Here is a 14715-nt window from a genome sequence, read left to right on the forward strand (position 1 = left end):
GCGAAGGCTGACCCGGACGTGACCCCCTCGATACCACGGCCTTGGCCAACCGGGGTACGATCACGCTGCAAGTGTCACCGCCGACACGTGAGTGGAAGCAACGGCACCCGACCACAACGGATCGTCCGGCACGTACCTGCCGGTGGAAGGATGTACTAGTCATGGCTACGGTCACTTTCGATCACGCGACGCGCGTCTACCCGGGCACTGAGCGCCCGGCCGTCGACCAGCTGAACCTGGAGATCGAGGACGGCGAGTTCCTCGTCCTCGTCGGCCCGTCCGGCTGCGGTAAGTCCACGTCCCTGCGGATGCTCGCGGGCCTCGAGGACGTCAACGGTGGGCACATCTTCATCGGCGACCGCGACGTCACCGACGTGCAGCCCAAGGACCGCGACATCGCGATGGTCTTCCAGAACTACGCCCTGTACCCGCACATGTCGGTGGCGGACAACATGGGCTTCGCCCTGAAGATCGCGGGCACGCCCAAGGCGGAGATCCGCCAGCGCGTCGAGGAAGCAGCGAAGATCCTCGACCTCGTCGAGTACCTCGACCGCAAGCCGAAGGCCCTCTCGGGTGGTCAGCGGCAGCGTGTCGCCATGGGCCGCGCCATCGTGCGTCAGCCCCAGGTGTTCCTCATGGACGAGCCGCTGTCGAACCTCGACGCCAAGCTCCGTGTCCAGACCCGTACGCAGATCGCGTCGCTCCAGCGCCGCCTGGGTGTCACCACGGTCTACGTGACCCACGACCAGACCGAGGCGCTCACCATGGGTGACCGCATCGCCGTCCTGAACCACGGTGTGCTCCAGCAGGTCGGCACGCCGCGCGAGATGTACGACCGTCCGAACAACGTGTTCGTCGCCGGCTTCATCGGCTCGCCCGCCATGAACATCGGCACGTTCGACGTCAAGGACGGCAAGGTCCAGGTCGGCTCGGCCGAGGTGCCGCTCGAGCGTTCCATCGCGAGCGAGATCTCCGACGCCGACGGCGGCAAGGTGACGCTGGGCTTCCGCCCCGAGGCGCTCGACCCGGTAGCGGTCGGCACGGCCGGCTCGTTCGACGTCGAGGTCAACCTCGTCGAGGAGCTCGGCTCCGACGCGTTCGTCTACGGGACGCTGAAGGGCGACACCGACGTCAACCTGACCGCCGGTGAGACCAACCAGCTCATCGTGCGTATCGACCCGCGCAACGTGCCCGACAAGGGCGACGTCATCGCCGTCGCCATCCAGGCCGGTCACTCGCACGTGTTCTCCGCGACCACGGGTGAGCGCCTCGGCTGATCCCTCGGTTGATCCCTCGGCTCGCTGAGGGAACGGTTACCTCCTCGGGGTGTGTTGCTGTGCGTGGACCTCGTCCACGCACAGCAGCACACCCCGCAGGCCTTTCATCACTCCGCCCCGCGGAGACCCATGGCCCCTGCCCCACCTCGCACGGACAGTCGGCCGGCTCAGCGCAGAATGGTGCCCATGCCCCAGCAGAACCTTCAGATCACCGCGGTCGCACCCGACCCCGCGCTGCTGGACCTCCCGTGGGACGTGCCGCTGGCCGAGTGGCCCGACGACGTCCTGGCCGCGCTGCCACAGGGCATCTCGCGGCACGTGGTCCGCTTCGTGAGCCACGGGGGCCGTGTGCTCGCGATCAAGGAGATCGGCGAGACCGTCGCCTACCGCGAGTACGAGCTGCTGCGCCAGCTGCACCGCATCGAGGTGCCCTCGGTGGTCCCCGTCGGCGTCATCACGGGTCGCAGGGCGCCCGACGGCGAGCGGCTCGAGGCCGTGCTGCTGACCGAGCACCTGCAGTTCTCGCTGCCGTACCGCGCGCTGTTCAGCCAGGACCTGCGTCCGGACACGGCGACGCGCCTCATCGACGCCCTCGCGGTGCTCCTGGTGCGCCTGCACCTCGTGGGCTTCTACTGGGGCGACGTCTCGCTGTCGAACACCCTGTTCCGGCGCGACGCCGAGACGTTCGCCGCCTATCTGGTCGACGCCGAGACGGGCGACATGCACCGCACGCTGACCAACGGCCAGCGCAACTACGACGTCGACCTGGCCCGCACCAACATCATCGGCGAGCTCATGGACCTCTCCGCGGGCGAGCTGCTCGACGAGGCCGTCGACGAGGTCGCGATCGGCGATGCGCTCGTGGAGCGCTACCAGGAGCTGTGGAACGCCCTCACCGGCTCGGAGGCGTTCGACTCCGACGACCGCTGGCGCGTCGCCGCCCGCATCGAGCGGCTCAACGACCTCGGCTTCGACGTGGGCGAGCTCGAGATCACCACGGACATCGACGGCACCAAGGTACGCATCCAGCCCAAGGTGGTCGACGCCGGGCACCACTCCCGCCGCCTGCTCCGCCTCACCGGGCTGGACGTGCAGGAGAACCAGGCCCGCCGCATGCTCAACGACCTCGACAGCTATCGCGCCGCGACGGACCGGCAGAACGACCAGGAGCAGATCGTCGCGCACGCCTGGGTGCGCCAGGTGTTCCGCCCGACGATCGACGCGGTGCCGCGCGAGCTGCGCCGCAAGCTGGAGCCGGCGCAGCTGTTCCACGAGATCCTCGACCACCGCTGGTACATCTCGCAGCAGGCCCAGCGGGACATCCCGCTGCCCGAGGCCGCCGAGTCCTATGTGGAGCGCGTGCTGCGGCACCGCCCGGACGAGGACGCCGTGCTCGGCCTCGCGCCGGGCGAGGCCGACCCGGCAGACCTCGAGTGATCGATAGATCCTCAGGTGACCGGCAGCCCGAGCTGCCGATCACTCGCCCGAGGTCGCCCCTGCCGCCCGCTGCTTCGCGACCTCGTAGAGGGTGATACCCGCGGCTACCGCGGCGTTCAGCGACTCCGTGGTGGTGGCGATCGGGATGGAGACGATCGCGTCGCACGTCTCGCGCACCAGACGGGACAGGCCCTTGCCCTCTGAGCCCACGACCAGCACGAGCGGGTCGGTGGCGAACGCGAGCTCGCCCACCTCCATGTCGCCGCCGGCGTCGAGCCCCACCACGAAGCAGCCGGTCTTCTTCAGCTCGGCGAGCTCGCGGGCCAGGTTCGTCGCACGCGCCACGGGGACGCGTGCCGCAGCGCCCGCCGACACCTTCCAGGCCGACGCCGTCACGCCAGCGGCGCGCCGCTCCGGCACCAGCACACCGTGCGCGCCGAACGCGCCGGCGGACCGGAGCACGGCGCCGAGGTTGCGCGGGTCGGTGACGCTGTCGAGCGCGACGATCAGCGGCGCCTCCCCCGCCTCAGCGGCGGCGTCGAGCAGGTCCTCGGTGTCCTTGTAGTCGTACGGCGGCACCTTGATGGCCACGCCCTGGTGCACCGCGCCGTCGGTGATCTTGTCCAGGTCGAGGCGCGACGCCTCGAACATCGGGTGGCTGCGCGCGTGCGCGATCTCCAGGATCTCCTGGGTGCGGTCGTCCGACTCCAGGTGCGTGGCCAGGTAGATGCCCTCGACGGGCATCTCCGCGCGCAGCGCCTCGAGCGCCGCGTTACGGCCGGCGACGATCTCGGTCGCACCATCGCCCTTGCGGCCCGCACCGTGGCGGCCCGGCCGCCGCCCGGCGGCAACGCGCTTCTCCGCCGCGACCTTGCGCTCGTGCGCGGGGTGGTAGGTCCGGTCCTCCGCCTTGGGCGTCGGCCCCTTGCCCTGCAGCGCCTTGCGGCTGTGGCCGCCGGTGCCGACCTGGGCTCCCTTCTTGGAGCCGGTCTTGCGCACCGCACCGGCGCGCTTCGAGTTTCCTGCCATGGTGTGTCTCGTCTCTCAGCCGGTGGTCGAGCTTGTCGCGACCACCGCGGGTTCGGTAGAGGTGGCCTCGACAAGCTCGGCCACCAGGGAAAAGTTCAGGAGAGCGTCCAGCGGGCGCCGTCGGCGGAGTCCTGGACCTCGATCCCGGCGGCCGCGAGGCGGTCCCGGATCGCGTCGGAGGCGGCCCAGTCCTTGGCGGCACGTGCCTCGGCGCGCGCCTTGAGCTCCGCCGCGACGAGCCCGTCGAGCGCGGTGGCGTACCGGTCGTCGGTGGACGTCGCCCACTGCGGGTCCGCCGGGTCAAGACCCAGCACGTCGAGCATCGCACGCAATGTCACCAGCTCGGCACGCACGGCGGCGTCCGCCCCGGCCGCGAGCGCGGTGTTGCCTGCCCGCAGGTGCTCGTGCACGACGGCGAGCGCCTGCGGCACGTTCAGGTCGTCGTCCATCGCCGCCGCGAAGGCCTCTGGGACCTCGGCCTTGGCGATCTCCTCTGCCGGGACGTCCCCGACCCGCTCCGACGCGCGGGTCACGAACCCCGACAGGCGCTCCCACGTGGTGCGGGCCTCGTCGAGGGTGTCGGGCGCCCACTCCAGCATGGACCGGTACTGCACGGCGGCCAGCGCGTAGCGCACCACCGGCGCGGGTGCCTGGCTGAGCAGCTCGCTGACGAGCAGGCCGTTGCCGAGGGACTTCGACATCTTCACGCCGGACTGCGTCACCCACGCGACGTGCATCCAGCGCTGGGCGAACTCGTAGCCGGCCGCGCGTGACTGCGCCTGCTCGTTCTCGTGGTGCGGGAACCGCAGGTCGAGGCCGCCACCGTGGATGTCGAACGACTCGCCGAGGTAGCGGCGAGCCATCGCGGAGCACTCCAGGTGCCAGCCGGGACGGCCGCGACCGTACGGGGTGTCCCAGGAGGCCGACTCCGGCTCGCCCGGCTTGGGAGCCTTCCACAGGGCGAAGTCGTGCGGGTTCTTCTTGGCCTCGGCGGCGGAGCCCGCGGCGACGTCCGCGCCCTCCTCCGGGCTGAGGTCCTCGACCTTCTGCCGCGTGAGCTCCCCGTAGGCGGGCCAGGAGCGGACGTCGAACCAGACGTTGCCCTCGCCGGTGCTGTAGGCGTGGCCCTTCTCGACCAGTCGTTCCATGAGCCCGACCATCTCGGGCACGCTGCCGGTGGCGCGCGGCTCGTAGGTGGGCGGGAGGACGCCGAGCGCGTCGTACGCCTGGGAGAACACGCGCTCGTACAGCGCGGCGTGCGCCCACCACTCGCGGCCGGCGGCGGCCGACTTGGCCAGGACCTTGTCGTCGATGTCGGTGACGTTCCGGATCAGGGTGACCTTCAGGCCCCGCCGGGTGAGCCAGCGGCGCAGCACGTCGAACGCGACCGCCGGGCGCAGATGGCCCACGTGCGGGTGCGACTGCACCGTTGCGCCACACAGGTAGATGCCGACCTCGCCCGGGGTGATGGGGGTGAGGTCGCGCACCTCGCGCGCAGCGGTGTCAAACAGGCGGATGGTCACCTGTCAAGGGTACCGGCGCTTCAGCTCCCTGCCTCGACGACGGCCCGGGCCCGCTCCAAAGTCTGCCGCATGCCCCGCACGTTGGCCCGACGGCGGTGCCAGCCCGCCAGCGCCCAGTACACGCGGGACACACCGCGTTGCTCCAGCTCGAACGACTCGGTGACGTCGCAGCCACCGTCCGCCGGCACCATCCGGTAGCGCCAGTTGTTCAGGCGCCTTCCGCCCATGTACACGGTGAAGCCGAAGTCCCGGCCCTGCTCGCAGTGGGTCACCTTGCACTGCGTCCAGTACACGGGCCCCACCCCGTTGCGCCGGACGTGGCCCCGGAAGTGCGCGCCCACGGCGGGGCCGGTCGCTCCGTCGGTCCATTCCGCCTCGAAGGTCTCCGGGCTCAGCTCACCCACTCGCGTGACATCGCTGAGCAGGTCCCAGACCTCGCTCGGGTCCGCGTCCATGTGCACCGTCACTTCTGCTCGCATGGGTGCACACTACTGTCTTTGCGTCAGTAGCCCGTGCCCGACGGCCTAGCCGAAGTTCTTGCCTTCACCCCGGTACGTCGGCACGGTCTCCACGATCTCGGTGCCGCTGACGAGGTGGACCCGGTCGAACCGCTCCAACATCTCCCCCGCCTTCGCGTGCCGCAGCCAGACCCGGTCGCCGGTGTGCAGCCGGCCGTCGGGCGAGAGCCCGCGGGCCACGCGCAGCGGGGTCTGCACCTCGCCGGCGCCCTCCGGGCCGCTCAGGGCGTAGCCGGGCGTGAACGGACGGGGCAGGCGTGCGGCACCCGCCTTGCCCGAGGCCGCGTACCCGCCCGAGAAGGCGGTGACCCAGCCGGGCGCCGGCTCGCGCACGACGTCGAGCCCGAAGAACGCGGCGGGGCGCGCCTGGAACGAGCGGTAGCCGTCGAACAGGCCGGGCGCGTACAGGCCCGAGCCTGCGGTGACCTCGTTGACCCCTGGAGCGCCACCGCTCACCTCGATGGAGCCGGTCCCGCCCGCGTTGACGAGCACTACCTCCTGCCCGACGGCGTCCCGCACCGCCGCGAGGATCCGTACCCGGCGCTCGTTCACCTCACGCATCGAGAGGCGCTTGACGAGCCGGACGGCGGGGCTCGTGTCGGGCAGGCCCGCCACCTGGGCCTCGTAGAACATGAGGCCGCGCACGCTCAGCCCCTTCGCCTGGGCCACCGTCGCGAGAGCGGCGACGTCGCCGGGCTCGCGCAGCGGCGAGCGCCGCACCCCGAGATGGGCGGTCAGCGCACCGGCACCGACACGCAGCGAGCAGTCGACGTCCAGGCACACCTGGACCGGGCCGGCGTCCGCCGTGCCGCGCACGCCGCCGGCCGGTCCTTCGGCGTCTGCGATCAGGCCGAGGTGGGCGACGTCGTCGACCATCAGGGTGATCTCCGCGCGGGCCGTCGCGTCGGCCGCCAACGTGGCAAGAGCCTGCCTGTCCACCGTCGGGTATCCGACCAGCACGTCGCGCACGCCCCTGCTGACCAGCCACAGCGCCTCGCGCAGCGAGTACGCCATGACGCCGGCGAACCCGTGCCCGACGGCACGGTCGACCAGCGAGCGCACGCGCACCGACTTCGACGCGACGCGGACGGGAACGCCGTCGGCGCGCTTGAGGAGGTCGAGCGCGTTGGCGTCGAACACGTCCAGGTCCACGACGGCGACGGGCGCGGGCAGTCCGGAGGTAGCGGCGGACAGCCGCGCGACGGTGTCTGCTGCGGAGCTCATGACCGCACGCTACTCCCCGGACCGGGGCACGGCGCGGCCCGCCAGGGCGGTTCGCGCCCGAGATCTTGGCTCTGGTCCGCCGCGCGGGGGCGTGCGATAGTGCATCCGTGATCTGGACGAACTGGGCACGCACCGTCAGCGTGACGCCTGTACGGCTGGAACAGCCGGCCTCGGAGGACGAGCTGTCCGACGCCGTGCGCCGCGCCGTGCGGGAGGGCCACCAGGTCCGCGTCGTCGGCGGGGGGCACTCGTTCGCGCCGGCGGCTGCCACGGAGGGCGTGCAGCTCAACCTCGATCGTCTGGACGCCCTGCACCGCGTCGAGCGTGATCCCGACACGGGCCACGCCCTCGTCACCGTGGGCGCAGGCATGCGGCTGCGCCGGCTCAACCGGATCCTGGCCGAGCGCGGGCTCGGCATGCAGAACCTCGGCGACATCGACCGGCAGTCGGTGGCCGGCGCCATCTCGACGGGCACGCACGGCACCGGAGCCAGGTTCGGCGGTCTCGCCACCCAGGTGCGCGCCCTGACGGTCGTAGGGCCCGACGGCGAGGTCGCCCGCGCCACGCCGACCGAGCGGCACGACCTGTTCGAGGCCTCACGACTCGGCCTCGGCGCGACGGGTGTGCTGAGCACCGTGACCATCGAGGCCGTCCCCGCCTTCGACCTGTACGCCGTCGAGGAGCCCTGGCCGCTGGACCGCATCCTTGAGTGCGTCCACGACCTCGTCGCGGACAACGACCACTTCGAGTTCCTCTGGTTCCCCGCCACGCACCGGGCACTCACCATGCGCAACATGCGGGTCGAGCCCGAGCAGCACAGCGGTTCGAGCATCGGCCGTCGCGGGCGACGGCTCGCCGGGGCGGCGCGCACCTTCCTCGACGAGGAGGTGCTGTCGAACGGGCTGTTCGAGGTGACCAACCGGATAGCGACGGCATTCCCTGCCACGACACCAGCGCTCGGCGAGCTCGCGACCCGGGCGCTGACGGCCCGGCGGTACACGGCACCGGCGCACGAGGTGTTCTGCACCAACCGCCGCGTGCGGTTCCGAGAGATGGAGTACGCGATCCCGCGCGCCACCGTCGTCGAGGTGCTGAGGGAGCTCGCCGCCTGGCGGCGGTCCAGCGGCGAGAACATCCCGTTCCCCGTGGAGGTGCGCTTCGCGCCCGCCGACGACGTCTGGCTCTCCACCGCCTACGGCCGCGAGACCGCGTACATCGCTGCCCAGCAGTACTGGCGCCTGCCGCACGCGCGCTACTTCGACGCCGCCGAACGGATCTTCACGGCCGTGGGCGGGCGTCCCCACTGGGGCAAAATGCACACCCGCGACGTCGAGTACCTGGCCGGCCAGTACCGCCGCCTGCCGGACTTCCAGCGGACGCGCGCTGCCGCCGACCCCGATGGCGTGTTCACCAACCCCTACACGCAGCGGGTCCTCGGCGGTTAGACCGGCTCCATCTCGTCGAACACGTCGCGGGCCAGGACCGCGAACCCCTCGCGCGCGGCCTCGTCGTCCTGGTCCACCATCCACGCAAGCTCGATGCCGTCGATGCGGAGCGCCGTCATGCGCGCCAGCGTGCCGACCTCGGTGCGGTACCTGACGCCCGCGACGTCGGCCAGCCGCTGCAGGTACTCCCTGGTCATGGCGATGCTCTGCTTGAGGTGCGCCTGCGCGACCTCGCGCAGCACGGGCGTCCGCGCCCCCGAGACCGCGAACTCGAACGTCAGCAACCGCATGTGCTGGTTCTGCTTGAGGCCGACCAGCAGCGCCTCGACGGTGCCCTCCGCGAGAGCGGTCCGGTCCGGCCCGACGTCGAGCGCGGCGAGCACCGGCTCCGAGGCCCGCATCGCGATCGCGCGGCCCATGGCACGCAGCATCGCGTCCTTGTCGTCGAAGCAGTAGTGCACGGTGCCGAGCGAGATGCCGGCCGCCTGCGCCACCCGGCGCACGGTCACCGACTCGACACCCTCACGCATCGCGACGCTCAGGCCGGCCTCGACGATCTCGGCACGCCGTTCGTCGAGCGGCTTGCGCTTGTTCATACCTGGTTCCCGACATCGGGGACGACGAGAGCCGTCGCGATCGCCGCGACGCCTTCCCCGCGACCCGTCAGACCGAGCGCGTCCGTGGTGGTAGCTGTCAGGGACACGGGCGCGCCCGCGGCGGCGGACAGAACCGCCTGTGCCTCGTCACGCCGGGTGCCGACCCGCGGTTGATTTCCGATCACTTGGACTGCCACGTTACCGATCATGTACCCAGCAGCCCGGACGCGCCTCGCGGCTTCCGCGAGCAGGGTGGTCCCGGACGCTCCCGCCCACTCGGGCCGGCCGGTCCCGAAGTGCGAACCGAGGTCACCGAGGGCCGACGCCGAGAACAGCGCGTCCGCCGCCGCGTGCGCCGCGACGTCGGCGTCGGAGTGCCCCGCCAGGCCCCGCTCCCCCGGCCAGTGCAGGCCGCCGAGCCACATCTCGCGACCCGAGCCGTCGGGCGCGAACGCGTGCACGTCGACCCCGATCCCGGTACGGGGGAGCGGGTACCCGGCCGGAGCAGGTCGCGGGGCGTCCGGCGTGCTGGACGGGTCGGTCATGCGTTGGTCTCCTGCAGCACGAGGGACGCGAGCCACAGATCGCGTTCGGTGGTGATCTTGAAGGCCGCCGCGTCCCCGGCGACCATGTGTACCGGTTCGCCGAGCGCCTCGACGAGGCCGGCGTCGTCGGTCGCCGCCAGGTACTCCGCACCGGCCCGGCCGGCACCCGTGCGGTGCGCACGGACGAGCAGGTCGCGGGCGAACCCCTGCGGCGTCTGCACGGCACGCAGCATCGAGCGGTCAGGGGTGCCCGTGACCAGCTCCGTGTCGCCGTCGGGACGTACCTGCTTCACCGTGTCGGTGACGGGCAGCCCTGGCACGACCGCGGCGTGACCGCTGCGGACCGCGCCGACGACCCGCCGGACGAGGTCCGACGGGACGAGGGGGCGCGCGGCGTCGTGCACCAGCACGACGTCGTCCCCCTGACGCGCGAGCGCCAGCCCGGCCGCTACCGACGCCTGCCTGGTCGGGCCGCCGTCGGTCACCTGGACAGGGATCTGCACGTACGGATCATCGGCCAGGAGGTCGATCATGACGCCGACCAGACCGTCGGGTGCCGTCACCACGAGGGAGTCCACGACGCCCGACGCCGCGAGGCGTCGCGCGGCGTGCAGCACGAGCGGAAAGCCGTCGAGCTCCACCAGAGCCTTCGGCAGGTCGCGCCCTAGTCGGGATCCCGAGCCGGCGGCCGTCAGGATTGCAAGGGTCGTCATCTCGTCGCGGGTCCCCACAGGATCGTGATTGAAGCGAAGGATCCCGTGGGGCGCGAGCACCGGGTCCTGACTGGTACGTCAGACGTGCGAGGGATCCTGTGGGTAAGTCAGGAAGCGAGAACCTCGTCGAGGATCGCTTCCGCCTTCTCCTCTTCGGTGTGCTCGGCCAGAGCGAGCTCGGACACGAGGATCTGGCGAGCCTTGGCAAGCATGCGCTTCTCGCCTGCGGAAAGGCCGCGGTCGGCGTCCCGGCGAGACAGGTCGCGAACGACCTCTGCCACCTTGATGACGTCGCCGGACGCAAGCTTCTCGAGGTTCGCCTTGTACCGGCGTGACCAGTTGGTCGGCTCTTCGGTGTACGGCGCGCGGAGGACCTCGAACACGCGGTCGAGGCCCTCTTGGCCGACGACATCGCGTACGCCAACGAGGTCGACGTTCTCCGCCGGGACCTCGATGGTGAGGTCGCCCTGGGCAACCTTGAGCTTGAGGTACATCTTTTCTTCGCCGCGAATCTTGCGGGTCTTGATCTCTTCGATCAGCGCCGCGCCATGGTGCGGGTAGACAACCGTCTCGCCTACTGTGAACGTCATCTGCAGATGTCCCCTTTCCCTGAAACCAGGTTACCACGGCGTGGTCTCAAGAAGTTGCGCCCTTGGCGTTGTCGGGGTAGGGCTCAAGAATACGTTTCCGCAGGTCAGAACGCTGCCCGGGGGGAAATATCTGGTGCTCATCGCCCCACGACCCGCGGTCGGATCGTTCCGGAGCCGTGACTGTCGCCACGCCCTGACCGGGCATTTCGCCTTTGACCGCGATGCGCGGGTACGCCCCGGGGAGCATTAGGATGTGGCGGGGATCCGACCCCCGCCCGAACCATTCGAACACCAGGGAGTTCACCGTGTCCCGTCGCGCCACCGCCGCCCGAGGCGCCCGCACCATCGCCCTCGCAGCGGTCTCCGCCACGGGGGCTCTCCTCCTGGCGGGCTGCGCCCCGAGCACCACGACGCTGAACTACGACCCGTCCGACGGCGTCGGCGTCACCATCCAGAGCGTGGACGGTGACGAGCTGCGCGGTATCAACCTGCTGGTCGTGGCGGCCGCAGAGGGCGAGCCGGGCAACCTCATCGGTGCACTCACCAACGAGACGCAGGACGACGCGACGTTCACGCTCGAGCACCCGGACGGCGCTCCCGTGTCGCTGGACGTCCCGGCGGGTGGCACCGTCTACCTGGGCACCGCGACCGGCGAGACCGTCCAGCTCGACACCGTGAGCGCGCCCCCGGGAAGCTACGTCGACGCGACCCTGTCCGCCGCCGGCGAGACCGAGGAGTTCAAGCTGCCGATCCTCGACGGCACGCTCCCGGAGTACGCGGAGCACCTGCCCAGCGCTGCGGCCTCGCCGTCGCCGTCCGGCACTCCGACGGAGTGAGCCGCACTCCCACGGCATGACGAAGCCGGTGGCTGCCGCGTGGTCTCCCACGCCGCACCCACCGGCTTCGTCGTCCGCTCAGGCGGTCGTCACCCGAAGCGGCCCGAGACGTAGTCCTCGGTGGCCTTCTCTGCGGGCGACGAGAAGATCGTCGCGGTGTCGTTCATCTCGATGAGCTTGCCCGGCTTGCCGGTGCCCGCGATGTTGAAGAACGCCGTCCGGTCGCTCACGCGCGCCGCCTGCTGCATGTTGTGCGTGACGATGACGATCGTGTAGTCCTTCTTGAGCTCCTGGATGAGGTCCTCGATCGCCAGGGTGGAGATCGGGTCCAGGGCCGAGCACGGCTCGTCCATGAGCACCACCTGCGGCTTCACCGCGATGGCGCGGGCGATGCAGAGGCGCTGCTGCTGACCGCCCGACAGGCCGGATCCCGGCCGGTCCAGGCGGTCCTTGACCTCGTTCCAGAGGTTGGCGCCGCGCAAGGAGGACTCGACCAGGTAGTCGGCGTCGGACCTGGAGATCTTGCGGTTGTTCAGCTTGACGCCCGCCAGCACGTTGTCCTTGATCGACATCGTGGGGAACGGGTTCGGCCGCTGGAACACCATGCCGATGTTCCGGCGTACCGCCACCGGGTCGACGTCGTCGCCGTACAGGTCGACGCCCTCGAGCTCGACCTTGCCCTCCACGTACGCTCCGGGGATCACTTCGTGCATCCGGTTGAGGGTGCGGAGGAAGGTCGACTTCCCGCAGCCCGACGGGCCGATGAAGGCCGTCACGGACTTGGGGTCGACGGTCATGGTGACGCCCTCGACAGCACGAAAGTCGCCGTAGTAGATGTTGACGTCCTTGACGTCGATGCGCTGGGCCATCGCTTGAGTTCCTTCGGGCTGTGGCTTCGGGTGAGCTGAGCTGAGGTCTTAGGTCAGCGGGTCTTCGGTGCGAACCAGCGGTTCACGAGGCGACCGGCGATGTTGAGGATCATCACGATCGCGATCAGCGTCAGGGCGGCGCCCCACGCGTTCTGGAGCGCGATGTCCGCGACGCAGTTGACCTGGTCCTCACGGCAGGGCGCCTGCCCCTGGCTGTACTGCCGGTAGATGAACACCGGCAGCGTCATCATGCGTCCCTCGGAGGGGTCGAAGTTGATCGAGTCCGTGACACCGACCGCGACGAGCAGCGGCGCCGTCTCACCGATGACGCGCGCGACGGCCAGCAGCACGCTGGTGGTCAGACCCGCCACGGAGGTGCGGAGCACGATGCGGACGATCGTGAGCCACTTGGGCACGCCGAGCGCGTACGACGCCTCACGGAGCTCGTTGGGCACGAGCTTCAGCATCTCCTCGCAGGACCGCACCACCACGGGGATCATCAGCACCGACAGTGCGACGGCCCCGATGAGGCCGAACCGGGCACCTGGCCCGAAGAAGATGGTGAACAGCGAGACCGCGAAGAGACCGGCGACGATCGACGGGATGCCCGTCATGACGTCCACGAAGAACGTCACCGCGCGGGCCAGCGGGCCACGCCCGTACTCCACCAGGTAGATGGCGACGAGGATGCCGATCGGCACGGAGATCAGCGTGGCGCAGCCGGTGATGATCAGCGTGCCCATGATCGCGTGGTAGATGCCGCCGCTCGGGTCGCCGCCGAAGATGCCGCGCATCGAGTACTGCAGGAAGTCGACGGACATCCGGCCCGCACCGCTGAACAGCACGGTCCAGAGCAGCGACACCAGCGGGATCATCGCCAGCGCGAAGGCGGACCAGATGAGCCCGGCCATGATGCGGTCGGTGCGCCTGCGGCGCGGTTCAGCGGTCGTCAGGAGCGCACGGGTGTACTCCGTCGAGTCCTTGGTCGTCGTGTCGGTGCTCATCAGTTGGCCCCCGAGAATTCCTTGCGGCGGGCGACGATGGCCCGTGCGGCCATGTTCACCGCCAGCGTGATGACGAACAGCGCGAGGCCGGTGGCGATCAGCGCGTTGACGGCCAGGCCGCTAGCCTCCGGGAAGTCCAGGGCGATGTAGGCGGCGATGGTCTGCTGCTGCGCCGCCTGGAGGATCTTGAACGAGTAGAGGAAGCCCGGCGACAGGATCATCAGCACGGCCATGGTCTCGCCGAGCGCGCGGCCGAGGCCGAGCATCGCGGCGGAGATGACGCCGGACTGGCCGAAGGGCAGGACCGCCGTGCGAACCATCTCCCACCGGGTGGCACCGAGCGCGAGCGCCGCCTCCTCGTGCAGCTTGGGGGTCTGCAGGAACACCTCGCGGGAGACCGCCGTGATGATCGGCAGGATCATCACGGCGAGCACGACGGCGACGGTCGCCATGGTCCGCGCCGTCGGCGACACGTCGCCGGCGAACAGCGGGAACCACCCGAACCAGTTGTTGAGCCACGTCCAGAGGGGCGCGAGGACCGGCGCCAGGACGGTGAACCCCCAGAGGCCGTAGACCACCGAGGGGATCGCCGCGAGCAGGTCGACCAGGTAACCGAGGGCCTGGGCCAGCCGGCGGGGCGCGTAGTGCGAGATGAACAGCGCGACCCCCATCGCGACGGGGGTGGCGATGAGCAGGGCCAGCACCGCGGCGAGCAGCGTGCCGAAGATGAGCGGTCCGACGTACGCGATGAACGACGTGTCGTCGGGGTACCTCGGGACTGCTTCCGCCAGCGCCTCCGAGCTCGCCGTCATGGCGGGCCACGCCCGCACGATCAGGAACAGGGCGACTGCGGCCAGCGTCGCGAGGATCAGGGCGCCGGCCCCCGTCGCGATCCAGCGGAAGGTCCGGCTGAAGCCCCGCTCGGTGTCGCCGCTCGACCGTCGGCGCCGGACCGGCGCCACAGGAGCGGGCGGGCTGTCAGTGGTGGTCACAGATGTTCCTCGGCTCGTCGTGTCTGTGTGAGGTCAAGCCTGGCACAGCCGTGCCGGTGGCCGGGCCACGAGCTCTGTGCTCGTGCGGCCCGGCCACCGGCCGGGTGTACTACCAGG

Annotated in this window: 15 protein-coding genes; 4 read left to right on the forward strand and 11 right to left on the reverse strand. The window is 70.6% G+C overall.

The features are described from left to right. Positions 1–161 precede the first annotated feature (161 nt). Together APR04_RS12045 and APR04_RS12050 are read left to right on the forward strand one after the other, a co-directional pair. Positions 162–1277, forward strand: coding sequence for an ABC transporter ATP-binding protein (locus tag APR04_RS12045; RefSeq protein ID WP_253870560.1), 1116 nt, complete (start codon positions 162–164; stop codon positions 1275–1277). A 186-nt stretch (positions 1278–1463) separates the two neighbouring features. Next, complete coding sequence (locus APR04_RS12050; protein ID WP_372496097.1) at positions 1464–2714, forward strand: DUF4032 domain-containing protein; 1251 nt, start codon at positions 1464–1466, stop codon at positions 2712–2714. Between the two features lie 39 nt (positions 2715–2753). Here APR04_RS12050 and rlmB read toward each other — a convergent pair whose 3' ends face one another. From rlmB to APR04_RS12070, 4 genes are all read right to left on the reverse strand, one after another. Further along, complete coding sequence (gene rlmB, locus APR04_RS12055) at positions 2754–3743, reverse strand: 23S rRNA (guanosine(2251)-2'-O)-methyltransferase RlmB (protein ID WP_253870565.1); 990 nt, start codon at positions 3741–3743, stop codon at positions 2754–2756. 95 nt (positions 3744–3838) lie between these two features. Then, positions 3839–5266 (reverse strand): cysteine--tRNA ligase, encoded by a 1428-nt coding sequence (gene cysS, locus APR04_RS12060; RefSeq protein WP_253870567.1) that lies wholly within the window; start codon positions 5264–5266, stop codon positions 3839–3841. A gap of 20 nt (positions 5267–5286) precedes the next feature. Next, complete coding sequence (locus APR04_RS12065; protein WP_253870569.1) at positions 5287–5745, reverse strand: SRPBCC family protein; 459 nt, start codon at positions 5743–5745, stop codon at positions 5287–5289. Positions 5746–5790: 45 nt separating this feature from the next. Continuing rightward, a complete protein-coding gene (locus APR04_RS12070; RefSeq protein ID WP_253870571.1) occupies positions 5791–7008 on the reverse strand; it encodes a type III PLP-dependent enzyme domain-containing protein in 1218 nt (405 codons plus the stop codon). A gap of 107 nt (positions 7009–7115) precedes the next feature. On the opposite strand from APR04_RS12070, the gene APR04_RS12075 reads away from it, so the two are divergent. Further along, positions 7116–8453, forward strand: a complete 1338-nt coding sequence (locus APR04_RS12075) for a D-arabinono-1,4-lactone oxidase (protein WP_253870573.1) — start codon at positions 7116–7118, stop codon at positions 8451–8453. Here APR04_RS12075 and APR04_RS12080 read toward each other — a convergent pair. From APR04_RS12080 to APR04_RS12095, 4 genes are all read right to left on the reverse strand, one after another. After that, a complete protein-coding gene (locus APR04_RS12080; protein ID WP_253870575.1) occupies positions 8450–9049 on the reverse strand; it encodes a TetR/AcrR family transcriptional regulator in 600 nt (199 codons plus the stop codon). The two genes, APR04_RS12075 and APR04_RS12080, sit on opposite strands and share 4 nt — an antisense overlap. Next, positions 9046–9594 (reverse strand): 2-C-methyl-D-erythritol 2,4-cyclodiphosphate synthase, encoded by a 549-nt coding sequence (gene ispF / locus APR04_RS12085; RefSeq protein ID WP_253870577.1) that lies wholly within the window; start codon positions 9592–9594, stop codon positions 9046–9048. Before ispF ends, APR04_RS12080 begins: the two co-directional genes overlap by 4 nt. Next, on the reverse strand, positions 9591–10307 hold the full coding sequence (gene ispD, locus APR04_RS12090) for a 2-C-methyl-D-erythritol 4-phosphate cytidylyltransferase (protein WP_253870579.1): 717 nt from the start codon (positions 10305–10307) through the stop codon (positions 9591–9593). The genes ispF and ispD overlap by 4 nt, the downstream gene beginning before the upstream one ends. A 107-nt stretch (positions 10308–10414) precedes the next feature. Continuing rightward, positions 10415–10897, reverse strand: a complete 483-nt coding sequence (locus APR04_RS12095) for a CarD family transcriptional regulator (RefSeq protein ID WP_020017968.1) — start codon at positions 10895–10897, stop codon at positions 10415–10417. A gap of 305 nt (positions 10898–11202) precedes the next feature. Between APR04_RS12095 and APR04_RS12100 the strand changes: the two genes are divergently transcribed. Further along, positions 11203–11733 (forward strand): hypothetical protein, encoded by a 531-nt coding sequence (locus tag APR04_RS12100; RefSeq protein WP_253870581.1) that lies wholly within the window; start codon positions 11203–11205, stop codon positions 11731–11733. A gap of 89 nt (positions 11734–11822) precedes the next feature. Here the strand turns inward: APR04_RS12100 and pstB are convergent, their stop codons facing one another. The 3 genes from pstB to pstC are packed head-to-tail and all read right to left on the reverse strand — an operon-like array spanning position 11823 to position 14598. Further along, entirely contained in the window at positions 11823–12602 is a 780-nt protein-coding gene (pstB, locus tag APR04_RS12105) for a phosphate ABC transporter ATP-binding protein PstB (RefSeq protein WP_253870582.1), read from the reverse strand. Between the two features lie 53 nt (positions 12603–12655). After that, positions 12656–13606, reverse strand: a complete 951-nt coding sequence (pstA, locus tag APR04_RS12110; RefSeq protein WP_253870584.1) for a phosphate ABC transporter permease PstA — start codon at positions 13604–13606, stop codon at positions 12656–12658. Next, positions 13606–14598 carry a phosphate ABC transporter permease subunit PstC gene (pstC, locus tag APR04_RS12115; protein WP_253870586.1) on the reverse strand — a complete coding sequence of 331 codons (993 nt, stop codon included), beginning with the start codon at positions 14596–14598 and terminating at the stop codon, positions 13606–13608. The genes pstA and pstC overlap by 1 nt, the downstream gene beginning before the upstream one ends. Between the last annotated feature and the right edge of the window lie 117 nt (positions 14599–14715).

It is taken from the genome of Promicromonospora umidemergens (assembly GCF_024171995.1).
In the GTDB taxonomy this organism is placed as follows: domain Bacteria; phylum Actinomycetota; class Actinomycetes; order Actinomycetales; family Cellulomonadaceae; genus Promicromonospora; species Promicromonospora umidemergens.